Below are 25,423 nucleotides of genomic sequence, written 5' to 3' on the forward strand. Positions count from 1 at the left end.
AAAGCATCGCAGAGCGATATGCCAAAGTGTGCAGCGGTTTTTGGCTAATTATCGCGACAGAACAAAAACCTAGAGCATGATGACGGATGGACCTAAACGCATCATGTTCTAGGTATGGATGCTCAGGCGCGAAAATGTCTGGCAATCACGTCTTGATGGGTGGGCAAACGCCGTACCGTATCGGCGATAACCTCTTCGATATCCTTCAGGAAGGCAGCTGAATCCGCATCACTCATCAGATCGACGCTCGGGTCATAACGCGCGTCGATGCCCTGCCCGATCAGCACCTGGACCCAACTTTCCTCGCGGAACAGTTCGATCTCATTGCGCTTGAAAAACCGTGCGGAACTCCGGAACAGCTCAAGCCGGCTTTGCAGGCTGTCGGGCACATCCATATGTTTGCAATAGGCCCAGAACGGCGCGTCTTCGCGGTTGGTGACCTTGTAGTGGGCGATGATGAAATCGCGGATATCGGCATATTCGCTATCGGTCTGGCGGTTATATTCCGCCACGACGGCCGGGTCGAAACCCATGTCCGGGAACAACGAGACGACGCGCAATATGCCCGTCTGGATCAGATGGATCGAGGTCGATTCCAACGGTTCCAGAAAACCGGAAGCAAGACCGATGGCAATGACGTTCCTGTCCCAGGTCTTGAGGCGCTTGCCGGGCGTAAAGCGGACGGGCTTCGGATCGGCCAGTGGCTTGCCGTCGAGATTGCTCAGAAGGATATCGGCCGCGGCCTGATCGTCCGTATACGCACTACTGTAGACGTGGCCATTGCCGATACGGTGTTGCAGCGGGATACGCCATTGCCAGCCGGCATCCCGCGCCGTCGATCGCGTATAGGGCGTCAAAGGTGTGATTTTTGTTTGCCCTACCGCTTCGCTGCTTGAGGGCAGTCCGCCTTCACACGGCACCGCCAGTGCCCGGTCGCACGGCAACCAGTGCGACCAGTCCTCGAATCCGATGCCAAGCGTTTGGTTGATTAACAGACCGCGCTGGCCCGAACAGTCGATAAACAGGTCGCCGGCAACTTCGCGGCTATCCGCCAGCTTCACGGCCGAGACGTGGCCGTTTTCGCCATTGCGCAGAACCTCGACAATCCGGCCCTCGATACGTTCGACGCCCCGGCCTTCGGCGTGGCGGCGCAAAAACTGGCCGTAGAGCGCCGCGTCGAAATGATAGGCGAAGTCGATATCCGAGACCGGCTTGGGGCCGCGCCCGTCGGAGAAGCGGTTAGCGCGCGCCGCCACGACATTGATGGCGTAGTGGTCGAAGTCCCTGGCCGCGCCCTTTGGGTGCATCTTCAGCCAGAACTGATGCGGCCGCAGCCACAGCCGGTCGACACCGATCTTGCCAAAGCCATGAATGTAGGAATGGCCCTTTTCGCGCCAGTCAACGAATTCGATTCCCAGTTTGAAAGTGCCCTTGGTGGCCTTCAGCATCTCGACATCGTCGATGCCGAGCAGTTCGTTGAAAGTGCGGATGGCCGGAATGGTCGCCTCACCGACGCCGATAATGCCGATCTCATCCGACTCAATCAGTCGGATCGCGTAGCGCCCCATGAACAGCTTGGACAGCATGGCCGCCGTCATCCAGCCTGCCGTGCCGCCGCCGATGATTGTGATGGATCTAATCGGCTGAACAGTCATGGCGCCGCGCCTCCCTGGGTCATTTTTCGCAGTTATGCGCTGGATTTCGGACGTTTCGCAATGCGCCTATTTCATCAGCGCTTCGGGCGTCGGCAGCAGCCTGTTCTGGAAGACGACGACGGCGGCGCCGATCGCAGCGGCATCCACCGACACCGTCGAGGGGCAGAACGGCGCCAGCGGCACGGCACTCTCAACCTCCATCCTGGCATTCAGGCGATCGCACAGGCGCCGCGTGACAAAGGCAGGCAATTGCCCGCCGATGACGTGCAGTTCCGGGCTGAGCACATAGTTGATTGTCAGGCAAGGGTCGAGGAGGCAGTCAGCTGCCGTCTCGACCCAGGCGTTGACACCCGCGCGTGTCGCCGGATCATCTTCGCGCAGGTCGCCGACGTCCGATATCGTCACGCCGTGCCGGGCCAATTCCTCATAGAAAGCGAAAAGCGACAGCACATCCCACAGCGTTTTGTGTTCGCCATCTTTCGATCGGACCGGGATCTTGCCAAGGTCACCAGGATTGCCAAGGCCGCCGGTGTAGGGTTGGCCGTTGATAATCAGCCCGCTGCCGATGCCAGCGCTGATCAGGGTGTAGACGAAAGTCTTGTGCGTCATGCCGAGGCCGAACTGCAACTCACCCAGGGCAGCTGAAGTCGCGTCGTTCGCGACGTAAACCGGGATTCCCAGGCGTTCGGAAAAAGCCTCACTAACGTTGAGTTCCGACCATGCCTCATAGCTTTCGGGGCGTTCGGTCACCTGGACACCGGCCAGCTTTTCCGGAATGGCGATCCCCAGTCCAATGACCCGTTTACGCGGCACGACGCGTTGCGTGAAGATGTCCTCCAGCTGGGCTTCGACGAAGGACAAAACGTCTTCAGGCAAGGCAAAGTGCTGGCCGGTGTAGATCCGCCGCTTCACCTTTCCTGCCAAATCCATAAGCACCAGGGTTATGTGTTCACGGTCGATATTCAGCCCGATGGCGTAGGATCCGTTGGCATTTACAACCATCCGCGCCGCCGGCTGGCCGCGTGCCCCCGGGATTGGGTCCTCATCTGCAATCAGGCCGGCGTCGAGCAGCCGCCGGCTGATATTGATGACAGACTGATGGGTCAGGCCAGTGATTTCAGCAACGTCGCCGCGCGTCACGGGGCCATTGGCGCGAATGGCCTGTAGGACGACCCGCTGGTTATAGTCCCCTGCCCGGCTGAGATTGGTGCCCGGCAGACGGCTTTTGATCGGTCCACGCGCCTTCACAGCCATAAAACGGCATCCCACAAGTCATCCTTGTGATTTACTGAAATGTTTTGCCGCAATTGTAAAGGATACCAATCGCCCGATTTCAAGCCTACATGGCCTTTAGCACGACCTTGCCGCTGGCCAGGCCGGCGCCCGAAGCCGTCACGGTAATACTGCCTGTGCCGCGCGTCTGGACGATAGCACTACACAGGCCGTTGAAGGCTTTTCGCTGGCTCGCCTTGTCGGCCTCGTGGCTGTTCGGGTTGCCGTTGCCGACGCCGATGACTTCGCCAGGCCCCGCGACCGCAAAGCTGATCAGGTCGGAGGCCCTCGGCACTGGCCGGCCCTTGGCGTCGAACACCTCGGCGTGCAACACAGCGACATCCATGCCGTCGCCGGTCAAGGTTGTACGATCGGCGGTGAGTACGACCTTGGCCGGCGCACCGGCCGTTTCGCGCTTGTCCTTCAGCACGACCTTGCCGCCCTTGTAAGCAAAGGCTTCGATCTTGCCGGGCACAAAGGGTACGCTCCATTCGGCGTGACGGTTGCGCGGGATGGGCTTGCGGCCCGCCGACTTGCCGTTGACGAACAGCTCGACCTCGTCGCAGTTGCTGTGCGCCCAGACCGAAACGGTCTCTCCGTCTTTCCAGTTCCAGTGCGGCAGGAGGTGCAGCAAGGGCTGCTCCGGACGCCACCAGGCGCGGTAATAGTAGTAATTGTCCTTCGGGAAGCCGCAGGTGTCAAAGACACCGAACTGCGACGAGATGCTGGGCCATTCCGAAAATGGCGTCGGTTCGCCGCGATAGTCGAAACCGGTCCAGATGAAGCCGCCGGCCATGTAGGGCTTGTCGGCGGCGTGGGTCCACCAGGTCTCGCCCGTCGTCGCCCACCACGGCGCCGTCGTGTCGTAGGCCGGGACGATGTGGTTGGCCTTGTCGAGCACATATTCACCGCGCGTCGCCACCGTCGATGCCGTTTCCGAGCCGATGACCGGAATATGCGGATACCTGGCGTGGAAGTCATCGATCAAGTGCGTGCGGTAGTTGAAGCCCAGTACGTCGACGACCTCGGTCACGCCGTGGCCATAGCCCTGGTCCATGGCGTAGGTAACGCCGCGCGTCGGGTCCAATTCGTTGCACAGGCGTTTCATGGTGCGGGCGACGACGGCGCCGCGATCGGTGCCCTGCTGGGGCTCCTCATTGCCGATCGACCACAGGATGATCGACGGATGGTTGCGGTCGCGCAGAATCATGGCGCGCAGATTTTCCAGCCCTTCCTTCGAGGAGGTCATCAGGCGCGTCTCGTCGATGACCAGCAAGCCCAGGTCGTCGCAGGCGTCCAGCACTTCCGGCGTCGGTGGGTTGTGCGAGGCGCGATAGGCGTTACAGCCCATCTCTTTCAGCAGCCTCAGCCGGTAATATTGCAGGGCGTCCGGAATGGCGGCGCCGACGCCGGCATGGTCCTGGTGGTTGCAGGTGCCTTTCAGCTTCAGATGCTTGCCATTAAGGAAGAAGCCTTTCTCGGCGTCGAACTTCACATCACGGAAACCGAAACGCGTCGCGACGGAATCGACAACCTTGCCGCCATCGTTCAGTGCTGTCGTTACGGTATAGAGTTGCGGCTTGTCCACAGACCAGAGGCGCGGTGCTGTGACGCTCGCTGTCTGCGTGAAATCAGCCTGCTCCCACGGTTTCAATTCGACTTTCAGGATGGAACCAGGCGTAAGATCCAGCCCTGTAACCGTCTCCACCGGGCTGACGGTGGATTGTAGATTGACAGCGCGGGTCTCGTTCGAGTCATTCCGGATTGTCGTGGTGACTTCGACAGTGCCGTCTGTCTTCGGCCGCACCAACACGCCATGCTGCGGAATGTGTACGGGATCGAGCTTCGTCAGCCAGACGTGGCGATAGATGCCGGCGCCTTCGTAGAACCAGCCCTCGCCCAGCGAAGCATCAACGCGGACAGCGACGATATTCGGCTTGTCGTCGGTATTGAGGAAGTCCGTCACATCGATTGAGAAACCGGTATAGCCGCCGTCGTGCTCACGGACGATGTAGCCATTGAACATCACCAGAGTGCTGCGAAAGACGCCGTCGAACTCGAGGAAGATTCGCTTGCCTTTGTCGGCGGCGTCGAGCGTAAAGGTCTTACGGTACCAGCCGACACTCGTTTCCGGATATTCTCGGCCGAGCGGCTTGAAACCGTGATTGGCTGCCGGGTCCCAGATCGCGCCCCGGTCATCGGGTTTCAGTTCGGCTGCCTTGGGATTGGGTACGAAGGGCAGTTCGACCGCCCAGTCGTGCGGCAGGGTGACCTGGCGCCACTGCGAATCATCAAAACCGGCCTGGGCCACCTTACCCGAATCCGGCCCCTGCTTGGCATAGGTGCGCAGGTCGAGACCAAAGCCGAAATCCTTGTCGCCATCGTGCAAGTGTCCGAAGGCAAAGCGCCAGCCGTCGTTGAAGCGCGTCCGGCCCATGCGCCCCGGCTTCACATCCTGCTGCGGCAGCTTGGGTTCCGGCACAGGAATTGAAAGGGCCGAAGCGGAAGACGCCGCAAGCGTCATGGCCGTTGCGGTAGCGAATACTTCGCGGCGATTGAGGGTCATGGCGGCAGTCCTCCGGAATTTCGTTAGTATCAGACAATGATGGCCGGACGCTTCTAGGGTCAAGCGCCCGGCCATGAGTTTATCGCTCGCTTTTAAAACTCAGTACTTCACAGTCACGTCGAACAGGAAGCGGCGGCCGTAATAGTCGAGACGGCGCAGGCGGTTTTCCTTGTTGTCGTCATAGGCGCGCAGCGGCGTGTCGAGCAGGTTGGCCGCCTGGAAACGCACCGACACTTGGGCGTTGACGTTGTAACTTGCGCTAAAGTCGACGGTCGTTTCCGGCTCGACGGTAACCAGGGCACTCGAATCCCAGCCGTAAAGCGCGGTATATGCGCTGTGGTACTTGGTACCCAGGCGGGCTTCGAACGTCCCGTCGCTGTACCAAAGGTCAACCGTACCCGTGGTGTCAGCGACGCCGTTCATCGACAAGGGATTGCCGGTCGGCACGAACTCTTCGATGTCGGAATCGACCAGGGCCAGGTTCGAGTAGATACCGAACTTCTCAAAACCCGGAATAAAGCTGAACGGCGTCTGGAAGGTGAATTCCAGACCAGAAATATAGCCCGAATCGTCCTTGTTGACCGGCGAAACCAGGGTGTAGGTGTTGCCGTTGATCGACTCCGAACGCTGGTTGTAGCCGATATAGTTCTCGATCTGCTTGTAGTAGCCGGCCACCGCGAACAGGGCGTCCTTGTCGAAATAATGCTCGTACGAGACATCGAACTGAGTCGCTTCGAACGGCTTCAGGAACGGGTTGCCAGAAGAGCCGGTGTAGGGCGCGGTCGGCGAGATGCTGCGGTTGGCCTTCAGCTCATTGAGCGGCGGACGCGACAGGACCTTGGCGGCGCCGAGCTTCAGGTAAGCCCCATCACCCAGCTCGATACGCGCCGTGGCGCTCGGCAGCAGCTTGGTATAGTCGCTGCCGCCCTTGGCAGAGGTCTTGACCAGCGGATAGAAGGCCCAGTTGCCGGAAAGATCCTGGAACCAGCCGCCGCCCGAGAAGCTGTCGCCGGCGCTCTTGCTGTCGACACTGACAGCGCGCACGCCGAAATTGCCGTCCGTGGGCTTGCCGAACCAGCTCGTTTCGTAACGCGCCTGGGCGTAGGCTTCGAGCACCTTTTCCTGGACCGTCGAGTTGTAGTCGACCGACTCTGGATCGAAGTCGAGCGCGCCGGCGCCGTAGGCCGCCGTCACCAGCGTGTCGAAATCGCCATTCAGCATCGACGGCACGGTGAAGTTCTTGAACTCATAGGAGCTGAAATTGCTGGTCGCCAGAGTCGTCACGCCGGTCTTGTGCGCGGCCTGGCCATTGGCGACGCTCATTTCCGACTTGGTCCGGTCGGCGTAGCGCACGCCGAACTGGACCGACGTCACGGCGCCACCCGACAGGTCGCGGCGGGCGTCGAAGGCGAGCGCATTCATCTCATCCTTCAGGCGGCCCGGCGCGTATTCGCCCGGCACCCATTCGATGCTCTGGGTCTCGGTCTGTGGCTGGGTCGATACCTTGACGAAGGGATCGTCGCCGTCCAGCATCCAGTCCATGGTCGCCGGATAGTACTGCATCTTCACGGCCTGCCACAGATTGCTGCGCTCGGCCTTGGAGTAGGAGGCGTCCGCCGTGACGGTCCACTGATCGTAGGTCCAGCGGCCATTAAGGCCAGTGACGATCAGGTCCTTGTTTTCGGTATATTGCCCGATAACCGAGGTGACGGTGCTGTAGGCCGTGCGCGCGCCGACCAGGTCGCCGTTCACGATGACCGGGTTGGTATAGCCGCCGGTATTGCCGCCGGCCCAGTTGCCCCAGTTGCCTTCATACCATTGCTGGTTCTGGTGCTCGTCGATCTTGAAGTTCGAATACAGCAGGTCGTAGCTGAGTTGGAAGTGCTCATCCGGACGGTACTGAAAGCCGGTGGAGACGCTGTAGCGGTCGGACGTCAGGAACTTGGCTTCGGCAGCCCCGCCCCACGGCGTTGGCACCTTTGGGCCGCCGGTGACGATTGGGCCGGTCGCGTTGGCCGGGCGGATGCTGTCGTCGTTATAGCCCCAGCCCTGGAACGACTCGTAGCCATTCTTCTGCTGCTGGGCGGTGACGCCGATGACAAAGGCAAATTCCGGGGTCAGCTTTTTGACGAACGATCCGGAGGCGCGATAGCCAAGGCCGTCATAATCCGGGAAGGCCGTGCCGCCGTCATAATAGACGGCGCCGGCGCGCGCCACCAGTTCCGGCCCGCGGTATTCCAGCGGGCGGATGGTCTGAATGTCGACCGTACCCGAGATGCCGCCGGCGATCAGGCTGGCCTGCGACGACTTGAAGACGCTGACGCCGGAAACGACTTCCGACGGATAGATTTCCCAGCGGACGTTACGATCTGGCTCGCTCGATGCGACTTCGCGGCTGTTGACGGTCCCCAGCACCATGCGTGGGCCGATACCACGGATCGCCGCCTGGCTGTCATTACCGCGGTCACGGGTCGTGTTGACGCCCGGCAGGCGCGCGATCGACTCGGCGATGGTCACGTCGGGCAGCACGCCGATATCCTTGGCGGCGATGGCTTCCATGACGCCCGCTTCGCGGCGCTTGACGTCGAGCGCGTCACGCATCGATTTGCGCATGCCGACAACCACGACGTCGTCGGACTGCGCCGGGGCTTCGGCGGCCGCCGGAGACGCAGCGTTTTCAGCAGTCGCCGCGCGGGCCAGCACAACCGAATTGCCGGCCCGCGACTTGACCGTCAGGCCGGTGCCGCTGATCAGCGCATCGAGCGCAACATCAGCAGTCATGCTGCCCTGGACGGCATTGGTGCGGATGCCCCGCAGTTCGCTGGCGGCGGCCAGCACCTGAAGGTCCGACTGCTGCACGAAGCTCGGCACAGCCGAGACGGCGTCCTGTGCCGGAATATTGAAGGCTTTTTCCTGCGCCATGGCAGGCGCGGCCACGACCGCGACAACGGCGGCACTACCCATCAGGGCAGCGCGCAAACCGGCACTATACATGTCTCTCATTGAGGGTTCCCCTGTCTTTGACATCTTCCACGAGGGACGCTTCCCGGCCCCTTCAATAACAAGATGAACAATGGGAATCTTTTCCGCCGGTATTATCCTACAAATTTATGACGACGTGGCTTGTGTACCAATTATGATACGGTCGTGGCGGATGCTGACGGGTACGCCAAAGGCGCTGTGAACCGCGCGGGCAAAGGCTTCGGGCCGGTCAACCTGGAAGCCGCCCACCAGCTTGATATCCTGAAGCGCGGCGTCGGCGATGATAATCTGCTGATCATTATAACGGTTGAAATCCGATGCGGCGGCGGCCAGGCTTTCTTCGCGCAGGATGATTTCGCGCTCGCGCCAGGCAAGTTTGCGATCGATCTCTTCCGGTTGCGCGATCACGGCCACGGGTTCGGCGATCTCAGTCACGAACGCGCGGCTGCCGGCCGACAGGCGCGTGCGCTTGTCAGGATTGCGGACACTCCAGGTCTCGACCGTGCCTTCGGTCACCAGGACGTCGGCGCCAGTGGCGTGACGCCGGACGCTGAAGGCCGTGCCCACGGCACGCACGCGGATATCGCCGGCGGACACGACAAAGGGGGCATCCGGGTTCTTGGCGACTTCGAACCAGGCTTCGCCCTTGACCAGTTGCACCTTGCGCGAGGATTCGCCCATGGCGACCTCGACATGGCTGTCGGTATTGATGGCTGCCAGCGAACGATCGCTTAAAGGTACATTGCGCAGTTCACCGCGTCGCGTCTCATAAGTCGCGCGCCGCGAAGCTGCATATCCAACGCCCAGTATGGCCGCGGCCGATGCTGCCAGCCCTCCCATCAGAGCATGACGGCGGGACGGACGAACGGGTGTACGCGGCGCAGCGGCAGGCGCGACAAGCGGACGTGACAGGATGTCATCGGACGCCGCTGCAAGCCCCACACCATGCGTCAGGACCTGAGCGCGATCGAGCAGCATCCACGCTGCTTCGGCGCGCAGATAGGCACCGGCATGGCGGCGGTCGGCATCATGCCAGGCCTGGAAGGCGGCTTCCGTCTCGGGGCTTACTGCCCCTGCCCTGCGCGCGACCCACTCTGCCGCTTCTGCGTCAATCCGCGACATGCCTCACTCCGGCAGAACGATGCGGAACGGCGATGGTCAGCACGGGCTGATCCGCCAGGGTACGCAGTATAAGGTTCAGCCCCCGGGCCGTTTCCTTTTCAACGATGTTCTCGCTGATGTGCAGGCGCTTCGCCGTTTCGGCCTGCGACAGGCCGTGGACCTTGCGAAGCTCGAACACCTGGCGGCAGCGTTCCGGCAAGGCGCCGATCAGGCCAAGCACACGCGTCAGTTCAGCGCGCGCCGAGGTCGCCTTTTCCGGGTCGGGGGCATGATCGGCCATGCCGAGATCATCAAGATTCTGCACCGTCATGATCGACACCACGCGGTTTCGGCGCACCTGCTCAAGCACGATGTTGCGCGCGGAACGGAAGAGATAGGCGCGCGCGTCCAGGATATGGTCCGTCCGGTCCATCCGCAGCAGTCGGCAGTAAACTTCCTGCACGATGTCATCGCGTTCATCCGCCTTCACGCCCAGCCGGGTCAGCCATTGGCGCAAATCCGCCTCGTGGGGCAGGATCTGCGTACCGATAAAGGCCAGCAACGCGGCGCGGCTATCCGCCGTCGTCATGGCCTGTCTCCTGATGTTACGATGCGCGACGCGATCATTTCCGCCACCCTGCTTTGCACTTTTCCCTGGAAACAGCAGGTTGTCGTGTCCCGCTGCGTATTTGTGCGCAAGTCATAGCACATGTTGGGATGAAGGCGACGCTTATTGTATGACAAATTATCAGTTGGCCGGCGGCTGTGACCTGTTCAGCACGATCGTCTTGGCGGCCTTGGGCACGACGAACGTCAGGGCCTCAGCCGATTCCAATGCCGCCTCGCTGTCGGCGTGGCCTACGATCGCCTCAATGCCTGGCCGCAGCCAGGCGCTGTAGGTGAAGGCGTTGCCGGACCTGGCCATCGCGACCTTGACGCCGCCGGTGAAGTCGGCGGTCAGATATTGCGCCGCCTGGCCCTGATCCGGCACGCTGAACGTCACCTCGACCGGCCAGACATACTGCGCCTTCGGCCATTCCAGCGCCGGCAGGGCATTGCCCTTGAAATCGAAAAAGGCAGCGTTTTCCCAGTCGGAGCCCTGCGCCCAGCGCGTCTTGCACCTGGTCGAGACCCAGGCCGGCTCCCAGTAGACAACGCCCACACCACCATTATCGAGCGTCAGTTGCATGATGTCGTGCATATACTTTGCCTGGCCGGCCGGCGTCACCGGATAGGCCTTCAGGGCCGAGTCGGATCCAAGCAGGTTGCGCGCATTGTCGGCCCATTCATCGGTAAAGGCGTGGCCCGTCTCGACTACGACCACCTGCTTGTTGAAGCGATAGTGGACGCGCCGAATCGTTTCCGATAATCCGGAAAAATCCATCTTGGACCACTTGCTGTAGTAGCTGAGCCCGATGATATCATAGTCCGTAACGCCTGCCTTCGTCGCCGCTTCGAACCACGGCTCGACGTTTTCAGGCTGGGCGACGTGCAGCATGATTTCCGGTTTTACAGAACTATCAGCGCTGGCGTCCCTCACCCCCTTGATACCGGCATTGAACAGTCGGGCATTACGCGCCCAGTTGATCGGCGCGTACTCTTCGGGCTTGGGTCGCAGAATCTCGCCATTGGTTTCGTTGCCGACCTGGATCATGTCCGGCATCAGCCCCTCGGCCTGGAGGGCGTCGACCGTATCGACCGTATATTTATAAAGCGCGTCGACCTGCTGGTCGTCATTCAGCTTTGCCCAGGCAGCAGGCACCAACTGCTTGCCGCCATCAGCCCAGTCATCCGAATAGTGGAAGTCCAGCAGAACCTTCATGCCGGCCTTCCTGGCCTCGCGGATGGTAATCTTCACATCGTCGAGGTCGGAATAGGGCGTCCACCTGGCATCGACCCAGATGCGCACCCGCACCAGGTTGTGGCCCGATTGAGCAAAGATTCCGTAGGCGTCCTGGGCCTTGCCCTGATAGTTGTAGTGCGCGCCGCACGCCTTCATCTCGTTGACGTAGGACAGGTCGGCGCCGAACCAGTAGTTGCGGTCGTGCGCTCCAGAGCCCTGGGCATGGGCGGCTGGCACCGCGATCACGGCAGCCAGGGTGAATGCGGAGATGAGTTTATGTGTCATATCAAACCAGATGCACACATAGCCCTTTTCCGCCGACCAAGCCGAACTATTTATAAAACGGGCAGCCACAATACCGCATAAGACAGCGCGTGTGAATCACGTTTTGTTCTTGGCGTTGGAATCCGGAAATGGTATTGTACACTATTGGATTCACTGAGGATTCAGCTGTGACGATCCGCATTCTCCATCGCATCGACAAAGACCGCAATATGGCGCGTGGCTACGAGCTGTCGATACAGCCTGGCCTGTTCGGCGATGTCTCGGTCCTCCGTCACTGGGGCCGGATCGGCACGATGGGGCAATCGAAGGAATATTGGTTCCGCGACGAGACCGAAGCCGAAAACGAGGCCGGCGCCATTCTCAGGCAAAAGCAGAAACGCGGCTACGTCCTGCGTGAACCTGTCACCATCGCCGACCTGTGATGGCCGTCTATGTCGATGACATGTACCGCTACGCCATCGGCCAGTTTCGCGGCATGCAGATGTCGCACCTGATCGCCGACACGGCTGACGAACTGCACACCTTCGCCCGGCGCATCGGCATGCGGCGCGAGTGGTACCAGGGCGATCACTACGACATTCCCTTGCCCCGCCGCCGTGAAGCGGTCACCTCAGGCGCCATCGTCGTCACCTATCGCCAATGCGGCATGATGCGCCGCCGTCAGGCCGTCGAAGGCCACTGCGGCGATCCGGCCGACGCCGCGCGATGGTACCGGCAGTGGCTGCGCGACCGAAGCCCAAAGGACTGATCAGGGCTGAAGCAGCCCGGCTTCGACCACCATGGCCATGGCCGCTTCAAAGCTCAGTTGCTCCGACGCCCAGCCGGCCTTCAGATCGGACTGACTATGCTTGCCATCAAGGCTGAGTATAAAGGCACGCGGTTCGGCTTCGGTAATGGTCTTGGTGCGATGATCCAGCGCGTAGATCATCGGATAGTTCTGCCGGATCATGGCGCGCGCCAAAGGGCTGACCCTGGGGCGATCATCGGGGCTGTCCGAAAACGGCGACGGCCCACCGTGCAATTGCGTCAGGCCAAAATCGAACAGCCGGAACAGGGCGTGGGCATAGGGCTCCTGATCGGTCAGTTCATCGATCCTGAAGCGGCGCGGCCAGGCCGCGGACAGGCGGTCCAGTATCTCCGCCAGACCTTCGTTGGAGATGACGAACTCGCCCTCCTTCGAGGTAAATTTCTGGCCGTCACGCGTGCAGCGCGCCGACACATAGACCGGCAGGATAAGCGCCGGATTGAGGCGGCGCTCGGGCTTGGCCGTCGCCCGGACAAACAGGCTGTGCCGGAAAAAGCGGATGATGTCGTCGTCGCGGCGCTGGACGGCGGCAACGATGTCGCCCACCTGCGTGCTGTCGCCCGCCTCGCTGATAAAGCCGTCGGCCATCAGTCCCGGATGCGCCTCATTGAGGTACTGCATGCCGTGGGCTTCCGCCGCCTGGGCCATATCGGTCAGGGATTGCGGCTCGAAACACGGTCCCAATTCATCGTGGTAAAGCACCTCGGCCGGCTTTTCGAGCATATTGGCCGCTTCACCACGCAGGCCGGTCTGCAGCGGCCGGTCGTCGTCGCGCGGCGCAGCATACGCCTTGAGAAAATCCCGCGCCGCCCCCGTCCGTTCCTCATCGGGAAGGCCTGTGACGTGGCGCAGGATCATGTCGCGCAGCAGCTTACGCACGTGGCCGCCGGGCAAGGCATTGTAGCTGATATAGGCGACGCCTTCTTGTGCCAGGCAGCGCTCGATGATCCGCCAGATGCCGTCGCGCACCGCTTCGGGCACCCAGGCATAGACGCCGTGCACGATGATATAGTCGAACGTCTCCGACAGGTTTTCGGCGGCATCGAGGATGTCACCGACCTCGACGCGGACATTGCCAAGCCCGGCCTCTTTCAGCAGCGCCTGGCCGCGCGCCACCGCACTGGCGGCCAGGTCGAAATTGAAAAAGCGTCCTTGCGGATAGGCCGCCGCCATGGCGATGACATTGGCTCCGTCGCCGCCGCCGATTTCCAGCACGCGCGCGCTGCCGACCGGAGCCGGCTCAAGACCATGTATGCGCGCCATCAACGCCATCCGGTCGGGATGGGCGTGCGGGAAGATCATCGTCGGGTAGCTGACGGAATCGTAGGAGGTTCCGGTCACGCTTTCAGGACGCCCGGAGAGATCGAACGCGCGCCGCATCCATGCCGTTCCAGCACAGTGTTCATCGTCGTCATCCGGTGCTCAGTCAAAGGGTTCATCGACGTGCCGGCGATGCGCAGCACTTCGCCGTAGTGGACGCCGATCTTGCTGACAACGTCATTGTGCAGGCAGATATTCAGCCCCTTGACCTCATTGAAGATCGCACGCGCGTCGCGCGCCGCCTGCATGGGGTGGCGCACGGCGCTGACCAGCATGCCCGCAGTCCGGATTGCCGTCATGGCGACCGTCGCCTGAGCGATATTGCGCGAGGCAAAAACCGCGACGCCCGGCGCGTTGAAGGTCACCATCGGAATGTTTTTGCGATTGGCGACGACCTGGGCGATGGCGCCACCCAGAGAGTGCCCGCACACGATGACATTTTCGCCGGCAAACTGTTCAACGAATTTTTCGCCGGCTGAGAAATATGAGGAGTTCATCCCCGACCCCAGCTTGAGGTCGGCTACGGCGTCCATCTTCTGGCTGGTGCCGCGAAAAGCCACGACGATACAGCCACGGCCGGCATAGGCGGCGGCCTGGAAACCGTCGAAAGCGCCAGCCGCGCCGTGCATACGGATACAGCCAAATCTCGTCTTGTTGGGTCCGTCGCCATAGACGGCCTCAGCCAGCAAACCCAGTTCACGTATCAACATGGCGCATCCTCCAGCGATGACCGGCTTCAGGTGATGGCCGGACCCTGACGGCATCGTCACGGTCCGGCTTTTTTGTTTTTACGCGATACTTTTGCTTCGTGGTCTACTCGCCCGACGAGAAGCTGTAGGTAAACCCGCTGGCGCCGTCGCCGACACCGACTTCGATGGCTGTGACCTCTTCGCCATTCATCTGCTTTTCAAGCAGGGCGATCGACAGTTCCGGTAGCATAGTGTTGGTCAGGATGGCGTCGATGACACGCCCCCCCGACGCCACTTCGTTGCAGCGCGACACGATGAGGTCGATGACCTCCTGGCTGTAGGTGAACGCGATGCCATGGTTTTCCTGGATGCGCTTCTTGACGCGGTCGATCTGCAGCTTGACGATGCCCTTCAGCATGTTTGGCGACAGCGGGAAGTAGGGCAGGACCAGCAGACGTCCCAGCAGCGCCGGCGGGAAGACCTTCAGCAATTCCGGGCGCAGCGCGTCGGCCAGGCTTTCCGGATCTGGCTTCATCTCCTCGTCTTCCGACAGCGTCGTGATCAGCTCGGTACCGACGTTCGAGGTCAGCAGGATCAGGGTGTTCTTGAAGTCGATATGCCGGCCTTCGGAATCGTTCATGAAGCCCTTGTCGAAGACCTGGAAGAACATCTCGTGGACGTCCGGATGGGCCTTTTCGACTTCGTCAAGCAGGACGACGCTATAGGGCCGCCTGCGGACCGCTTCAGTCAGGACCCCGCCCTGGCCGTAGCCGACATAACCGGCGGGCGCGCCTTTCAGCGTCGAGACGGTGTGGGCTTCCTGGAACTCCGACATGTTGATGACGATCATCGAATCGTCACCCGAATAGAGCAGCTCCGACAGGACGTGCGCCGTTTCGGTCTTGCCGACGCCCGACGGGCCGCACAGCATGAAGACGCCAACGGGCTTGTTCGGATTGTCGAGCTTGGCGCGGCTGGTCTTGATGCGCTTGGCCAGGGCGTCCATGGCATGGTCCTGGCCGATGACGCGTTCCTTCAGACGATCGGCGATCTCGAGCACGCTCTTGATCTCGTCCTTGACCATGCGGCCGACCGGGATGCCGGTCCAGTCGGCGATGACGGCCGACACGGCATCGGCATCGACAACGGCAAAGACCATTGGCGTGTCACCCGCCGCGTCGCGCATGCCGGCAATCGCCGTATCTAGCGCCGCTTTCAGCGGGGTTTCATCCACCGGCTCCGCGCCCTCTTCGGCCGGCGCACGCGCCTCTTCCAGGGCGGCACGTGCCGTGCGCACGCCTTCCAGCGCAGCCTTTTCGGAATCCCACTTGACGGTGACTTCAACTAGGGCCGCCTCGGCTTCCGCCAGCGCTTCCTTCAGTTTCGGGCCGCGATCGTCGCTGCGGTACTGGCCGGCCAGTTCGCGGGCGGCAATCTCGATTTCGACATTGAGCAACTCGACTTTGCGGCGACGATCTTCGACGGCGGCCGGGGTGGCGTGCTGGGATACCGCGACACGAGCGCAGGCCGTGTCGAGCAGGCTGACCGCCTTGTCCGGCAGTTGGCGGGCCGGCACGTAGCGCTGCGACAGCTTGACAGCCGCCTCGACGGCTTCGTCGAGCAGGACGATCTGATGATGCTTTTCCATCATCGGCGCGACAGAACGCAGCATGGCGATGGCGTTATTGGTTTCCGGCTCGCCGACATCGACCGTCTGGAAGCGACGGGTCATCGCCGGGTCCTTTTCAAAGTACTGGCGATATTCGGCATAGGTCGTGGCGGCGATGGTGCGCAGGCGTCCACGCGCCAGGGCGGGCTTCAGCAGGTTGGCAGCGTCGCCGGTCCCGGCCTGGCCGCCGGCACCGATAAGTGTGTGGGCTTCATCGATAAACAGGATGATCGGCTTGGGCGAGGCTTCGACCTCATCGATCACCTGCCTGAGACGCTTTTCGAACTCGCCCTTGACGCTGGCACCGGCCTGCAACAGGCCGATGTCGAGCGCGCGCAGAGTGACGTCCTTGAGCTGCGGCGGTACATCACCATCAACGATGCGGCGGGCAAAGCCTTCGGCAACCGCTGTCTTGCCGACGCCAGCCTCACCGATCAGGATCGGGTTGTTCTGGCGGCGACGCAGCAGGATATCGACAACCTGGCGGATTTCGGCATCGCGACCGACAATCTTGTCGATAGCACCGGTGCGGGCGCGCTCGGTCAGGTCGACCGAGAACTTGGCCAGGGCCTCGCCCTCGCCTATCGGACCTGCGCCGCCGTCAGCGGAACCGCCGCCGACGCTCGACACCGTATCGACCGTCGTCTGTTCGCTCGACGACGCCACGATCTTTTCGAAAGTCTCACCCAGCTTGTCGATACCAATCTTGCGGAACTCACCAGAGATATTGCCGAGCGCGTTCTTGAGCGTCGGGGTTTTCAGCATACCGTAGATCAGGTGACCGGTGCGAACGCGGTTGGCCGAAAACTGCAACGAGGCATAGAGCCAGCCCTTTTCGATGGCTTCCTCGATCTGAGGCGAAAAATCGGAAATGGCCGTGGCGCCACGCGGTAGGGCGTCGAGTGCGGCGACGACGTCGCGCGCCAGCTGGGTGTCGTCCATATTGAAGCCTGTGCGGATTGCCGCGACGTCATTGCGCGGGTCCTGCAACATGACGTGGATCCAGTGCACCAGCTCGACATACGGGTTTCCCCGCATCTTGCAGAAGCTGGTGGCCGTCTCGATCGCCTTCAATGCCGTGGGGTTCAACCGCCCGAACAGCGACGACCTGCTAATTTCCGCCATAATCTAGCCCTTCCCTAATCCCTGTTGTTTTTCAATGTATCGTCGCGCCTGCGCGCGGCTTGGCGGCCTGACGCCGCACGATGGTGTCGCGCCGGACGCTGGTCTCTCCCTTAGGCGCCAGCCAGCTGGTCCAGCCCAGCCGGCCGCGTCCATCCAGCTTGAGCGGTGGCGACTTGGCCTCCTCCATCTCAAGCGCGATGTCCCATTCCAGGTGCTGCGGCGCAAAGGCGTCGAGCGCTTCGGCCACGATGGCGAAGCGCGATCCGGTCGGCAGCAGGCTTTCGTATTCGCGCACACTATTGGCACGGATGACGATGCGAAAGGCGTCCGACGCCGTGCGCACCCGCCCCCCCAGCAGCATATCGCCGCCCAGTTGGGCGTAGGATTGCCCCAGCCGCGTGCGGTCTTCGGGCTCGATATTGCGCCAGCGCGGTTGAAACTCCAGGACCTGTACCTTCTGCCTCAGCAGGTGCGACAAGGCGTCCTCGATGCCGCCGGCATTGCGACGCGACGCGAACAGGCTGGCATAGTGCAGCCGCGCCCGCGCCGGAAAAGCCGAGCGGTCGCCGGCGCCTTCGGCAGCGCCCGTTACGGCCGCGATATAGGCCGCGAAACGATCGTCCTCGGGCCGGTCAGCCATCGGCGCCGGCTGGCTGTCGGCCCAGGCGCGATAAAAGAATTGCAGCATGCGGTTGGACAGCATGTCGAAGAAGCGCCCGACGGGGCGGGTCTTGGCGTACTTCTTCTCATAGAGCACGAACTCGGACATGTGGACAGGCAAGGGCCCCATGGGCCCTGTCAGGCCCAGCCAGAAGCCGCTGACCCGCGCGCGTCCGCCGGTGATTTCAACCTCGTCAAGCGTGCTGTCGGCAAAGCCCAGGGACGGCGACTGCGCCAGGTCCGCGACATTCTGCGACGGCAGGCGTGCCCGGCCAACGCGCGGCAAGCCATGGGCGCGCGCTTCCGCCCCCCGCAACAGGGCGAACAGACCCCAGCGCCGGACTATCCCGGCGGCCTGGGCCAGGAAGTTCAGATGTTGTGCTGACGGCCTGTCCGGGGCGGCCATTTGACAAACACTCCTTCAACGGGGGATTCAAACTCGCACTCAGTGAAACTGTTTATCGTGGTGAACTCGGCCAGAAAGCGTTCCAGCACCGCCGAAAAGACGAACAGGCGCGCCCGGTCAAAGGCGCCGTCGTCGAGGTGGATGCGGATGTGCTGGCCCGAGGCCACCGCCATGCGATCGCCACCCGGCACGCGCCGCGACACCCGCCGCGACGATACATTGAGGATGCCGTCGATCTGGCGGCGCGACGAGGCATCGTCCTGGCGGCCGTAGAGTGTCAGATGGTCGCGAAGAAGCGACGGGTCGCCGTCCGGCTGGTTGACCAGGGTCGTATAGTTCGGCGTCAGGTGGCCGATGATGCGCCAGGCGGCGTCGTGCATCCCCAACGGCGGACGCGGACGCGTCGGCGCCCGCACAATGCTGGCGGCGCGCACCGGCAGGCCCGCAACGTTGAAGTGGCTTTCACCGCGGAAGGTCAGGCTTTCCGGCAGTTCGCGATTGGTGACCAGGGCGCGCACGGCCAGTTCGTGCAGGTTGTCGACAATGTCGGGATTTCCCGGTGCCGTCAGGCTGAGCCAGGTCTCGGTGCCGACATAGTCGCTGGTCCGGCGCACGCGCTGCTCGCGCGTCGACAGCCGCCGCGCCTTCAGGCGGGTGACGTAGAAGAGCGCGTTGCGCCAGTCATAGAGCAAGGCGCCGAAGGCGTAGAGCGGCGCGACCGTGCTGGGGTCGGTGTTTTCCTTGCCGAACGCCTTGACGTCGATGATGCGGAAGACCTCGAAATCGATCGGCTTCGCCCGGTCCGGGATGACGTGGTATTCGTGCTCGTACGGCTTGATCTCGACGCGGCCCAGCTGCTTTTCGAACAGGTTGATGGCCGGCGTGGCGAACAGGCGAAAGTTCGACGGCGTCAGCGCCCCGTTCAGAGTCGGCACACTGCGCGAGAACAGGAAGACGACGTCGCACGACTGTTTAGATGCGGCAAACGCCTTTTCGAGGCCGTTCAAGCCAACGAACAGGAAGCGTTCAGGACAGGCGAAATACTCGGTGAGCAGGCGGTAGCCACGGAACGAACGGACCTCGGCCGGCAGAAGCGCTTCATCATCGTTGAAGCCCACCTGCACTGGCGCCGGCAGGTCCATCCAGCCGCCCGCGCCCGCGCCGGATTCGGCATCGCGCGCGACGACGGCGATGGTCTCCCCGGCCATCTGGCGGTAAAGCTCGCCTGGAATGGTTTCGGAACCGTCGAGGTAGAGACTGATCAAACCCGGAATGATCTTGTTCAGCTCGACACCCGGATTGGCGCTGAAGCGCAGACGCAGGCCGGCCTCGGCCTTGAAGCGTGTCCCGGCGGCAAAGGGCGCCACGGCGGCGCGCGACCCCAGATATTCGGCCTGGGTGATCTTGATCGGCCACAGCGTCACGTCGTGGGCGGTGCGGAAAATCACTGGTGTGGTCTGGTCAGAGCCCTGCGCGGTAATCTCTGTGCCGCGTGGGACCTGCGTACCGGTAAGGAGACCCGGATCGCCCTCCTTACCCTCAAAGGCGGTGATGCAGATCGACGGCGTGGGCGCCATGTAGTGCGGCTGGATCGCCTGCAGCAGGTGCTGGGTGAATTCGGGATACTGATCCTGCTGCTTGAGCTGGACACGTGCCGACAGGAAGGCCACGCCCTCCAGCAAGCGCTCGACATAAGGATCGGGATCAGTCGGCGTCTTTAAACCCAGCCGGCCGGCGACCGCCTCGTGCTCTTCGCCGAACTCGCGTGCGCTTTCACGCAGGTAGGCCAGTTCGTCATTATAGGCCTTTAGCAGCCGCGGATCCATGCCCTAGTCCCTGATCGTGACGGTCGCCGAGTCAGCTTCGACATCGGTTTTGAAATTGATGGGAATGGCCTGGACGGCGGACGTGATATCGCCGTGGATGACATAGGTGACACGATTTTCGCGCTCACGGTCCGATGGCTCGACGTGCAGACTGTCCGGGCTGATGCGCGGCTCAAACGCCTTGACCGCCGCCTGGATATCGCGGGCGCGTTGAGCCACCGCCCGCTGAGTGTAGGATTTGCCCGCGAGATCCGTGACGCCGTAGTTCAGGACCGAGGTCTTGATCTGGGGATAGGGCGACAGGTCGAAACCCGACGACAGGCTGACCGTATTCAGCAGCCAGTAGAGGTCGCGTTTGATAGTCTCCTTCAAGGCGGTTTCGGTGAAGCGCTCCAGGCGTGGGACGCTGTAATACTTCATCGAGTCGCGCGACAGTTCGGCCATGGCGCTGTCCTCACGCAGACCCGGCATATCGAGGTCGGCCGACAGCTTGTCGAAGAGAGAGGGATTTAACCGCTCGGGTATCGCCATGGCGGGCGCCTTACCGGAATTCGAGTTTGCGCAGCGACAGGAGGTCGCGCTCGTCCCCGCTGGAAAGGTTGAGAAGGTGCTGGCCCAGACCCGTCGCACCGTCGTCGGTTTCGATCCAGCGCGTCGACCGCGCCAGGACATCGTTGACGTCCTCGCTGGCTTCGCTGCCCGGATAGCGTGCCGGCAGGAAACCGGCAACGGACTGGCCACTCTTGAAGCCGATCTGCACCGGATACCACAAGGTATCGCGCAGGTCTTTCGCACCTTCGCTCTTTACATATTGCAGCGTGTCGAAGGTGATCAGGCCCCACTTGCCGGCGATGATGGCTTCGAGTGCGGGACCGAAGCGGCTATCCGCATCGGCAATCCAGTCGAATTCGATACCATCCAGCGTACCAGGTGTATCCGGAGCCGCGGCAAAGGCACGTTCCCGCGCCTCGGCCGCTGCTTCCGTTCGTCCTGCCAGTTCATGACCCAGCGCTGCCGCCAGATCGGCAGCCCACGGCTGAGATTTCGTCAACAGGGCCACAGGGGCCTTACCGGCGAAAACCTCGGCGCGTTGCGCTTCCGCCTCGATGGCCTGCCCGTAGGCAGTGCTCAACATCATGGCGTCGGGCGACAACTGCGCCAGGGCATTCAACTGGGTACGCGCCTTCGTCCACTCGCCCGACAGGGCAAGCAATTGGAACAGGAACATCCGGGCTTCGACATTGCCGGGTGTTTTCTTTACCAATTCGACGAGTTCGGCCCGTGCCCCGTTCAGGTCACCCTGACGCAATAGGGTCTCGGCAGAAGACATGCGTTAGACGGCTTTGTTTTCGCGGAGGTTGTAGCCCGACTTCACGACGCCGCCGACATTGCCGGTCGAATCCTGTGGCAGGTATTCGAAATCGATCCGGGCATAGTTCAGCGTGATCGTTTCCGACGGGAAGTCTGCGGCATTGTTGCCGGAGTTCTGGACGCTCGAGACCAGGACGTCCGTCAGCTTCACCTTGTAGTATTCCTTGCCGCCGTCCTTGCCACCGCCGGCCTTACGGACGGTGATCAGGGCTTCCTTGATGTGCTCGCCGGTGGCGCAGTGATTGACCAGGGTCGGCGTGGCCTTGTCGACCAGCTTCGAGATGGCGATGTCCTGGAAATCGGCCTTGCCCGAACCCGAGCCACCTGCACGGGAACCGCTGCCCGACTGGGAGACACCGAACGAGAACGAGTCGATGTCAATCTGACCCTTGTGCTTGGAATCCTGTGACTCGCCGGCGATGCCCGTAAGCATCAGGAACATATCAACAGCCATGGTAAACTCCCTTTATATTGACCGCCGCCCCTTGTCGGGCGGCGTATGTGATAAAATTATGCCCCCTTGGGCAGACGCGAAACCATACTCATCGATACGTCCATGCCTTCCAGCTGGTAGTGCGGGACGAACAGGAACTTACCCTTGTAATAGCCGGGGTTTTCTTCATCCGGCACAACCTCGACCTGGGCAGCTTTAAGTGGCAGGCGGGCCTTGGTCTCCTCCGAAGAGGTCTCGGGCGCACCGTCGACATACTGCATGACCCAGTTTTGCAGGTCACGCTGCAGCTGCGGCGCTTCGCGGCTGCCACCCACCCAGTCGCGCACCATGCACTTCAGGTAGTGGGCAAAGCGGCAGCTGGCGAAGATGTAAGGCAGACGCGCCGACAGGTTGGCCGAAGCCGTTGCCGCCGGATCGTCATAAACCTTCGGGCTGTGAACCGTCTGGGCGCCGATGAAGGTCGCCTGGTCGGTGTTCTTGCGGTGAACGAGCGACAGCAGGCCCGAAGCCGACAGCTCGGCTTCACGACGGTCCGAGATAGCGATTTCCGTCGGGCACTTCATATCGACACCGCCGTCATCGGTCGGGAAGGTCGCGGTCGGCAGGCCATCGACAGTACCGCCCGATTCGACACCACGAATGCGCGTGCACCAGCCCCAGTCCTTGAAGGCGTCGGTGATACGGACGCCCATGGCGTAGGAGGCATTGACCCACAGGTGGTTGTCGTGTTCGCCGCCGGTATCTTCTTCGAAGTCGAAGCCTTCGACCGGATTGGTCTTGGCGCCGTAAGGCGCACGGCCCAGGAAGCGCGGCATGGTCAGGGCCAGATAGCGGCTGTCTTCCGTGGCGCGGAAACCACGCCATGCGGCATAGTCCGATGCGTCGAACAGCTTGCCGAGATCACGCGGCTGCGACAGTTCCGTCCAGCTTTGCATACCCATCAGGCCCGGCGCCGCATTGGCGATGAACGGGGCATGGGCGGCAGCGCCGATCTTGGACAGGCCCTTCATGACCTCGATGTCCGGCGCGCTCTGGTCGAAGGCGTAGTCGCACAGGAAGGCGCCATAGGGCTGGCCGCCCAGCTGGCCGAATTCCGACTCGTAGATCTTCTTGAACAGCGGGCTTTGGTCCCATGCTGCATCGCGGTACTGGCGCAGCATTTTGCGCGTTTCGTCCTTGCCGATGTTCAGCACGCGGATCTTCAGATCCTTGCCGGTCGGCGTGCTCATGACGAAGTAGTGCAGACCGCGCCACGCCGATTCCAGCTTCTGGAAGTCTTCGTGATGCAGGATCTTGTTGACCTGCTCACTCAGCTTCTTGTCGATGGCCGAGCGCATGGCGTCGAGCGTGGTAAACACGTCGTGGCCGATAACGGCAGTATCACCCAGGGCCTGCTGGGCCAGGGTCGCCACGGCCGATTCGATGCGCGAGGCGCGCACGTCGTCAGTGGGCTTGAATTCTTTTTGCAGAAGTGCCGAGAAATCGTCGAGGCCGCCGAGTTCCGAGGCCGCGCCGTCTGTCGAGCGAAGCGTTTCCTGAGCCATGTTGTCCGTCTCCGTTTCGCTGGTTATTGGTCTGCGGCGTCTTCGCCGGCGGCCTTTTCGGCCTTGCTGGCGGCGAGCGCCTTGAGCAGGTCAGGATCCTTCAGGACCTTGTCGAGCAGTTCCTGCGCGCCATCCTTGCCGTCCATGTAGATCATCAGGTCGTTCAGTTGCTGGCGGGCTTCGAGCAGCTTGTTCAGCGCCGGCACCTTTTTCGCCACCTCACCTGGATCGAAATCGTTCATCGACTTGAAGGTCAGGTCGACACCCAGCTTGCCGTCGCCGGTCAACGTGTTATCGACATTGAAAGCGGCGCGCGGCGCGATCGCTTCCATGCGCTGGTCGAAATTGTCCATGTCGAATTCGACGAAGTCGCGCTTGTCCAGCGGCTTCTTCTCGACGAGGCTCTTGCCCGACAGGTCGGACATGACGCCCATCACGAAGGGCAGCTCGACCTTCTGGCGTGCGCCGAAGGTTTCGACTTCATACTCGATGTGGACGCGCGGCTTGCGGTTCTGGCTGATGAAACGCTGGCCACCTTTTGACGCTGACATGGCAACCCCCTTGCATAAGGTTCAGGCTTGGGAGCCTGGTGTTTTGTTACGGCCCTGAGGCACGCCAGAGGGCACTGCGATTTGCGGGAAATATCACCCGCCCGTTTTGCTTTTACAAGCGAATTTCATGCTTGATTCTATATTTACGACGTTTTCCAACGCCGTTACGCGGTATGCGGTTAATAACTGTCTTCTTCCTTCGGTCGCGACATCAAAACAGTACGCGCTTCCGCCACACTATTAGGGGCGATATCCTCAAGTACGGCAAGGAAATCAAGCGTCACCCACTCACGCGCCCGCCGCAACGCCATCGGCACAGGGCTGGTCGGCTCCTTGCGGCGATAATAGTCACTGATGGCGTCGATGGCGCGAATAACGTCCTCACGCGATTCAATCGACCCTGGCGCACCGGAACGGCCGCCACCCCCGCCGCCGCCCGACGAGACCGGGGCATCGTCATAAGCCTGAGCCTCCTCTTCGCCGGCGCCCGCACTGGTAAAGGCCGCCAAACCTGTACGCATGGACTTCAAGGCTTCATAGGTCGGCGCGAAATTGACCGAAGTTCCTTCCGAATTGGCGGTCATGATGCCGTCGGCGATCTTGAGCGCCTCGACAATGGTATCGATCTGCTGAACGACCGCATCAAGATCCTCGGGCGCCGTCTCATTTACAGCGGCGCGGAACATGCCGTAACCGTCCTCACTGTCACCGCCGGTCGCAAAGCGCTCAATATCGACGCTGGAATATTCACCGAGACGCGGATGCCGGATCAGGATGATGCCCTTAAGCGGCCCCAGGAACTCACCGATCCGCGTCAGCGCCTCGCACGGCGCCTTGCGCCCCTGGAAGCCATATTCCTCAAGTTGCGGGTGAACCGTGTCCCAATAGTTTCCAACCAGGCCGGCCAGGAACTTGGCGCCGGTCTCGACAATATCGATCTGGGCCATCCGCGCGCCGGCACGCATCAGATAGATGGCCAGCGAAATATCCTTGGTGCGGGCGCTCTGACTCTCGATCATGCGCACAATGGCGCGCCAGTCGGTATCGCCCTCATTTGCGGCCCCGCCGCCCGCAGAGGTTTCGAACGCCGCCTCGATCTCCTGGCGCTCGCTGTCGTATTCCAGGTTTTCCCCGACTGGATTGTCTTCCGAAACAGGCTCAAGAAGCGTTTCGACATCCACGGCCATTCGGCACTCCCAGTCCCGCCACAAAGCATGGCAAACGGCCGCGATGCGGCTCTGTTATGAAGATCGGCAATGCGCCAGGCACCTATACGCCCGCCGCATTGCCCGCGAGCAA

General features: G+C 61.9%; 20 protein-coding genes. 2 read left to right on the plus strand and 18 right to left on the minus strand.

Annotation, left to right across the window (positions count from 1 at the left end; translation table 11 throughout):
- Positions 1-122: 122 nt before the first annotated feature.
- The 7 genes from AC1DON_RS14435 to AC1DON_RS14465 form a co-directional block, all read right to left on the minus strand.
- Positions 123-1,655 carry a tryptophan halogenase family protein gene (locus tag AC1DON_RS14435; protein ID WP_476935511.1) on the minus strand — a complete coding sequence of 511 codons (1,533 nt, stop codon included), beginning with the start codon at positions 1,653-1,655 and terminating at the stop codon, positions 123-125.
- Between the two features lie 66 nt (positions 1,656-1,721).
- Positions 1,722-2,909 (minus strand): ROK family transcriptional regulator, encoded by a 1,188-nt coding sequence (locus AC1DON_RS14440; RefSeq protein ID WP_476935512.1) that lies wholly within the window; start codon positions 2,907-2,909, stop codon positions 1,722-1,724.
- Between the two features lie 85 nt (positions 2,910-2,994).
- Entirely contained in the window at positions 2,995-5,493 is a 2,499-nt protein-coding gene (gene galA, locus AC1DON_RS14445; RefSeq protein ID WP_476935513.1) for a beta-galactosidase GalA, read from the minus strand.
- Positions 5,494-5,592: 99 nt separating this feature from the next.
- Positions 5,593-8,496, minus strand: a complete 2,904-nt coding sequence (locus AC1DON_RS14450) for a TonB-dependent receptor (RefSeq protein WP_476935514.1) — start codon at positions 8,494-8,496, stop codon at positions 5,593-5,595.
- Between the two features lie 105 nt (positions 8,497-8,601).
- Positions 8,602-9,597, minus strand: coding sequence for a FecR family protein (locus AC1DON_RS14455; protein WP_476935515.1), 996 nt, complete (start codon positions 9,595-9,597; stop codon positions 8,602-8,604).
- Complete coding sequence (locus tag AC1DON_RS14460; RefSeq protein ID WP_476935516.1) at positions 9,584-10,165, minus strand: RNA polymerase sigma factor; 582 nt, start codon at positions 10,163-10,165, stop codon at positions 9,584-9,586. Before AC1DON_RS14460 ends, AC1DON_RS14455 begins: the two co-directional genes overlap by 14 nt.
- A 159-nt stretch (positions 10,166-10,324) precedes the next feature.
- The gene (locus AC1DON_RS14465) at positions 10,325-11,704 is read right to left on the minus strand and encodes a glycoside hydrolase family 53 protein (RefSeq protein ID WP_476935517.1); all 1,380 of its coding nucleotides are present in this window, start codon (positions 11,702-11,704) and stop codon (positions 10,325-10,327) included.
- 167 nt (positions 11,705-11,871) lie between these two features.
- On the opposite strand from AC1DON_RS14465, the gene AC1DON_RS14470 reads away from it, so the two are divergent.
- Together AC1DON_RS14470 and AC1DON_RS14475 are read left to right on the plus strand one after the other, a co-directional pair.
- Complete coding sequence (locus AC1DON_RS14470; protein WP_476935518.1) at positions 11,872-12,126, plus strand: WGR domain-containing protein; 255 nt, start codon at positions 11,872-11,874, stop codon at positions 12,124-12,126.
- A complete protein-coding gene (locus AC1DON_RS14475) occupies positions 12,126-12,452 on the plus strand; it encodes a DUF4031 domain-containing protein (RefSeq protein ID WP_476935519.1) in 327 nt (108 codons plus the stop codon). Before AC1DON_RS14470 ends, AC1DON_RS14475 begins: the two co-directional genes overlap by 1 nt.
- Here AC1DON_RS14475 and AC1DON_RS14480 read toward each other — a convergent pair whose 3' ends face one another.
- From AC1DON_RS14480 to tssA, 11 genes are all read right to left on the minus strand, one after another.
- The gene (locus tag AC1DON_RS14480; protein WP_476935520.1) at positions 12,453-13,889 is read right to left on the minus strand and encodes a methyltransferase domain-containing protein; all 1,437 of its coding nucleotides are present in this window, start codon (positions 13,887-13,889) and stop codon (positions 12,453-12,455) included.
- Positions 13,847-14,539, minus strand: a complete 693-nt coding sequence (locus AC1DON_RS14485; RefSeq protein ID WP_476935521.1) for an alpha/beta fold hydrolase — start codon at positions 14,537-14,539, stop codon at positions 13,847-13,849. The genes AC1DON_RS14480 and AC1DON_RS14485 overlap by 43 nt, the downstream gene beginning before the upstream one ends.
- A gap of 103 nt (positions 14,540-14,642) precedes the next feature.
- A complete protein-coding gene (gene tssH / locus AC1DON_RS14490) occupies positions 14,643-17,312 on the minus strand; it encodes a type VI secretion system ATPase TssH (protein ID WP_476935522.1) in 2,670 nt (889 codons plus the stop codon).
- 31 nt (positions 17,313-17,343) lie between these two features.
- Positions 17,344-18,378 (minus strand): type VI secretion system baseplate subunit TssG, encoded by a 1,035-nt coding sequence (tssG, locus tag AC1DON_RS14495; RefSeq protein WP_476935523.1) that lies wholly within the window; start codon positions 18,376-18,378, stop codon positions 17,344-17,346.
- Positions 18,342-20,204, minus strand: coding sequence for a type VI secretion system baseplate subunit TssF (tssF, locus tag AC1DON_RS14500; RefSeq protein WP_476935524.1), 1,863 nt, complete (start codon positions 20,202-20,204; stop codon positions 18,342-18,344). Before tssF ends, tssG begins: the two co-directional genes overlap by 37 nt.
- Before the next feature lie 3 nt (positions 20,205-20,207).
- Positions 20,208-20,735 (minus strand): type VI secretion system baseplate subunit TssE, encoded by a 528-nt coding sequence (gene tssE, locus AC1DON_RS14505; RefSeq protein WP_476935525.1) that lies wholly within the window; start codon positions 20,733-20,735, stop codon positions 20,208-20,210.
- Between the two features lie 10 nt (positions 20,736-20,745).
- Positions 20,746-21,534, minus strand: a complete 789-nt coding sequence (locus AC1DON_RS14510) for a type VI secretion system accessory protein TagJ (RefSeq protein ID WP_476935526.1) — start codon at positions 21,532-21,534, stop codon at positions 20,746-20,748.
- 3 nt (positions 21,535-21,537) lie between these two features.
- Positions 21,538-22,029, minus strand: coding sequence for an Hcp family type VI secretion system effector (locus tag AC1DON_RS14515; RefSeq protein WP_476935527.1), 492 nt, complete (start codon positions 22,027-22,029; stop codon positions 21,538-21,540).
- A 56-nt stretch (positions 22,030-22,085) separates the two neighbouring features.
- A complete protein-coding gene (gene tssC, locus AC1DON_RS14520) occupies positions 22,086-23,573 on the minus strand; it encodes a type VI secretion system contractile sheath large subunit (RefSeq protein WP_476935528.1) in 1,488 nt (495 codons plus the stop codon).
- A 23-nt stretch (positions 23,574-23,596) separates the two neighbouring features.
- Positions 23,597-24,124 (minus strand): type VI secretion system contractile sheath small subunit, encoded by a 528-nt coding sequence (gene tssB / locus AC1DON_RS14525; protein WP_476935529.1) that lies wholly within the window; start codon positions 24,122-24,124, stop codon positions 23,597-23,599.
- A gap of 179 nt (positions 24,125-24,303) precedes the next feature.
- A complete protein-coding gene (gene tssA / locus AC1DON_RS14530; RefSeq protein WP_476935530.1) occupies positions 24,304-25,311 on the minus strand; it encodes a type VI secretion system protein TssA in 1,008 nt (335 codons plus the stop codon).
- Positions 25,312-25,423 lie beyond the last annotated feature (112 nt).

This window comes from Asticcacaulis sp. P4_H10, assembly GCF_056400965.1.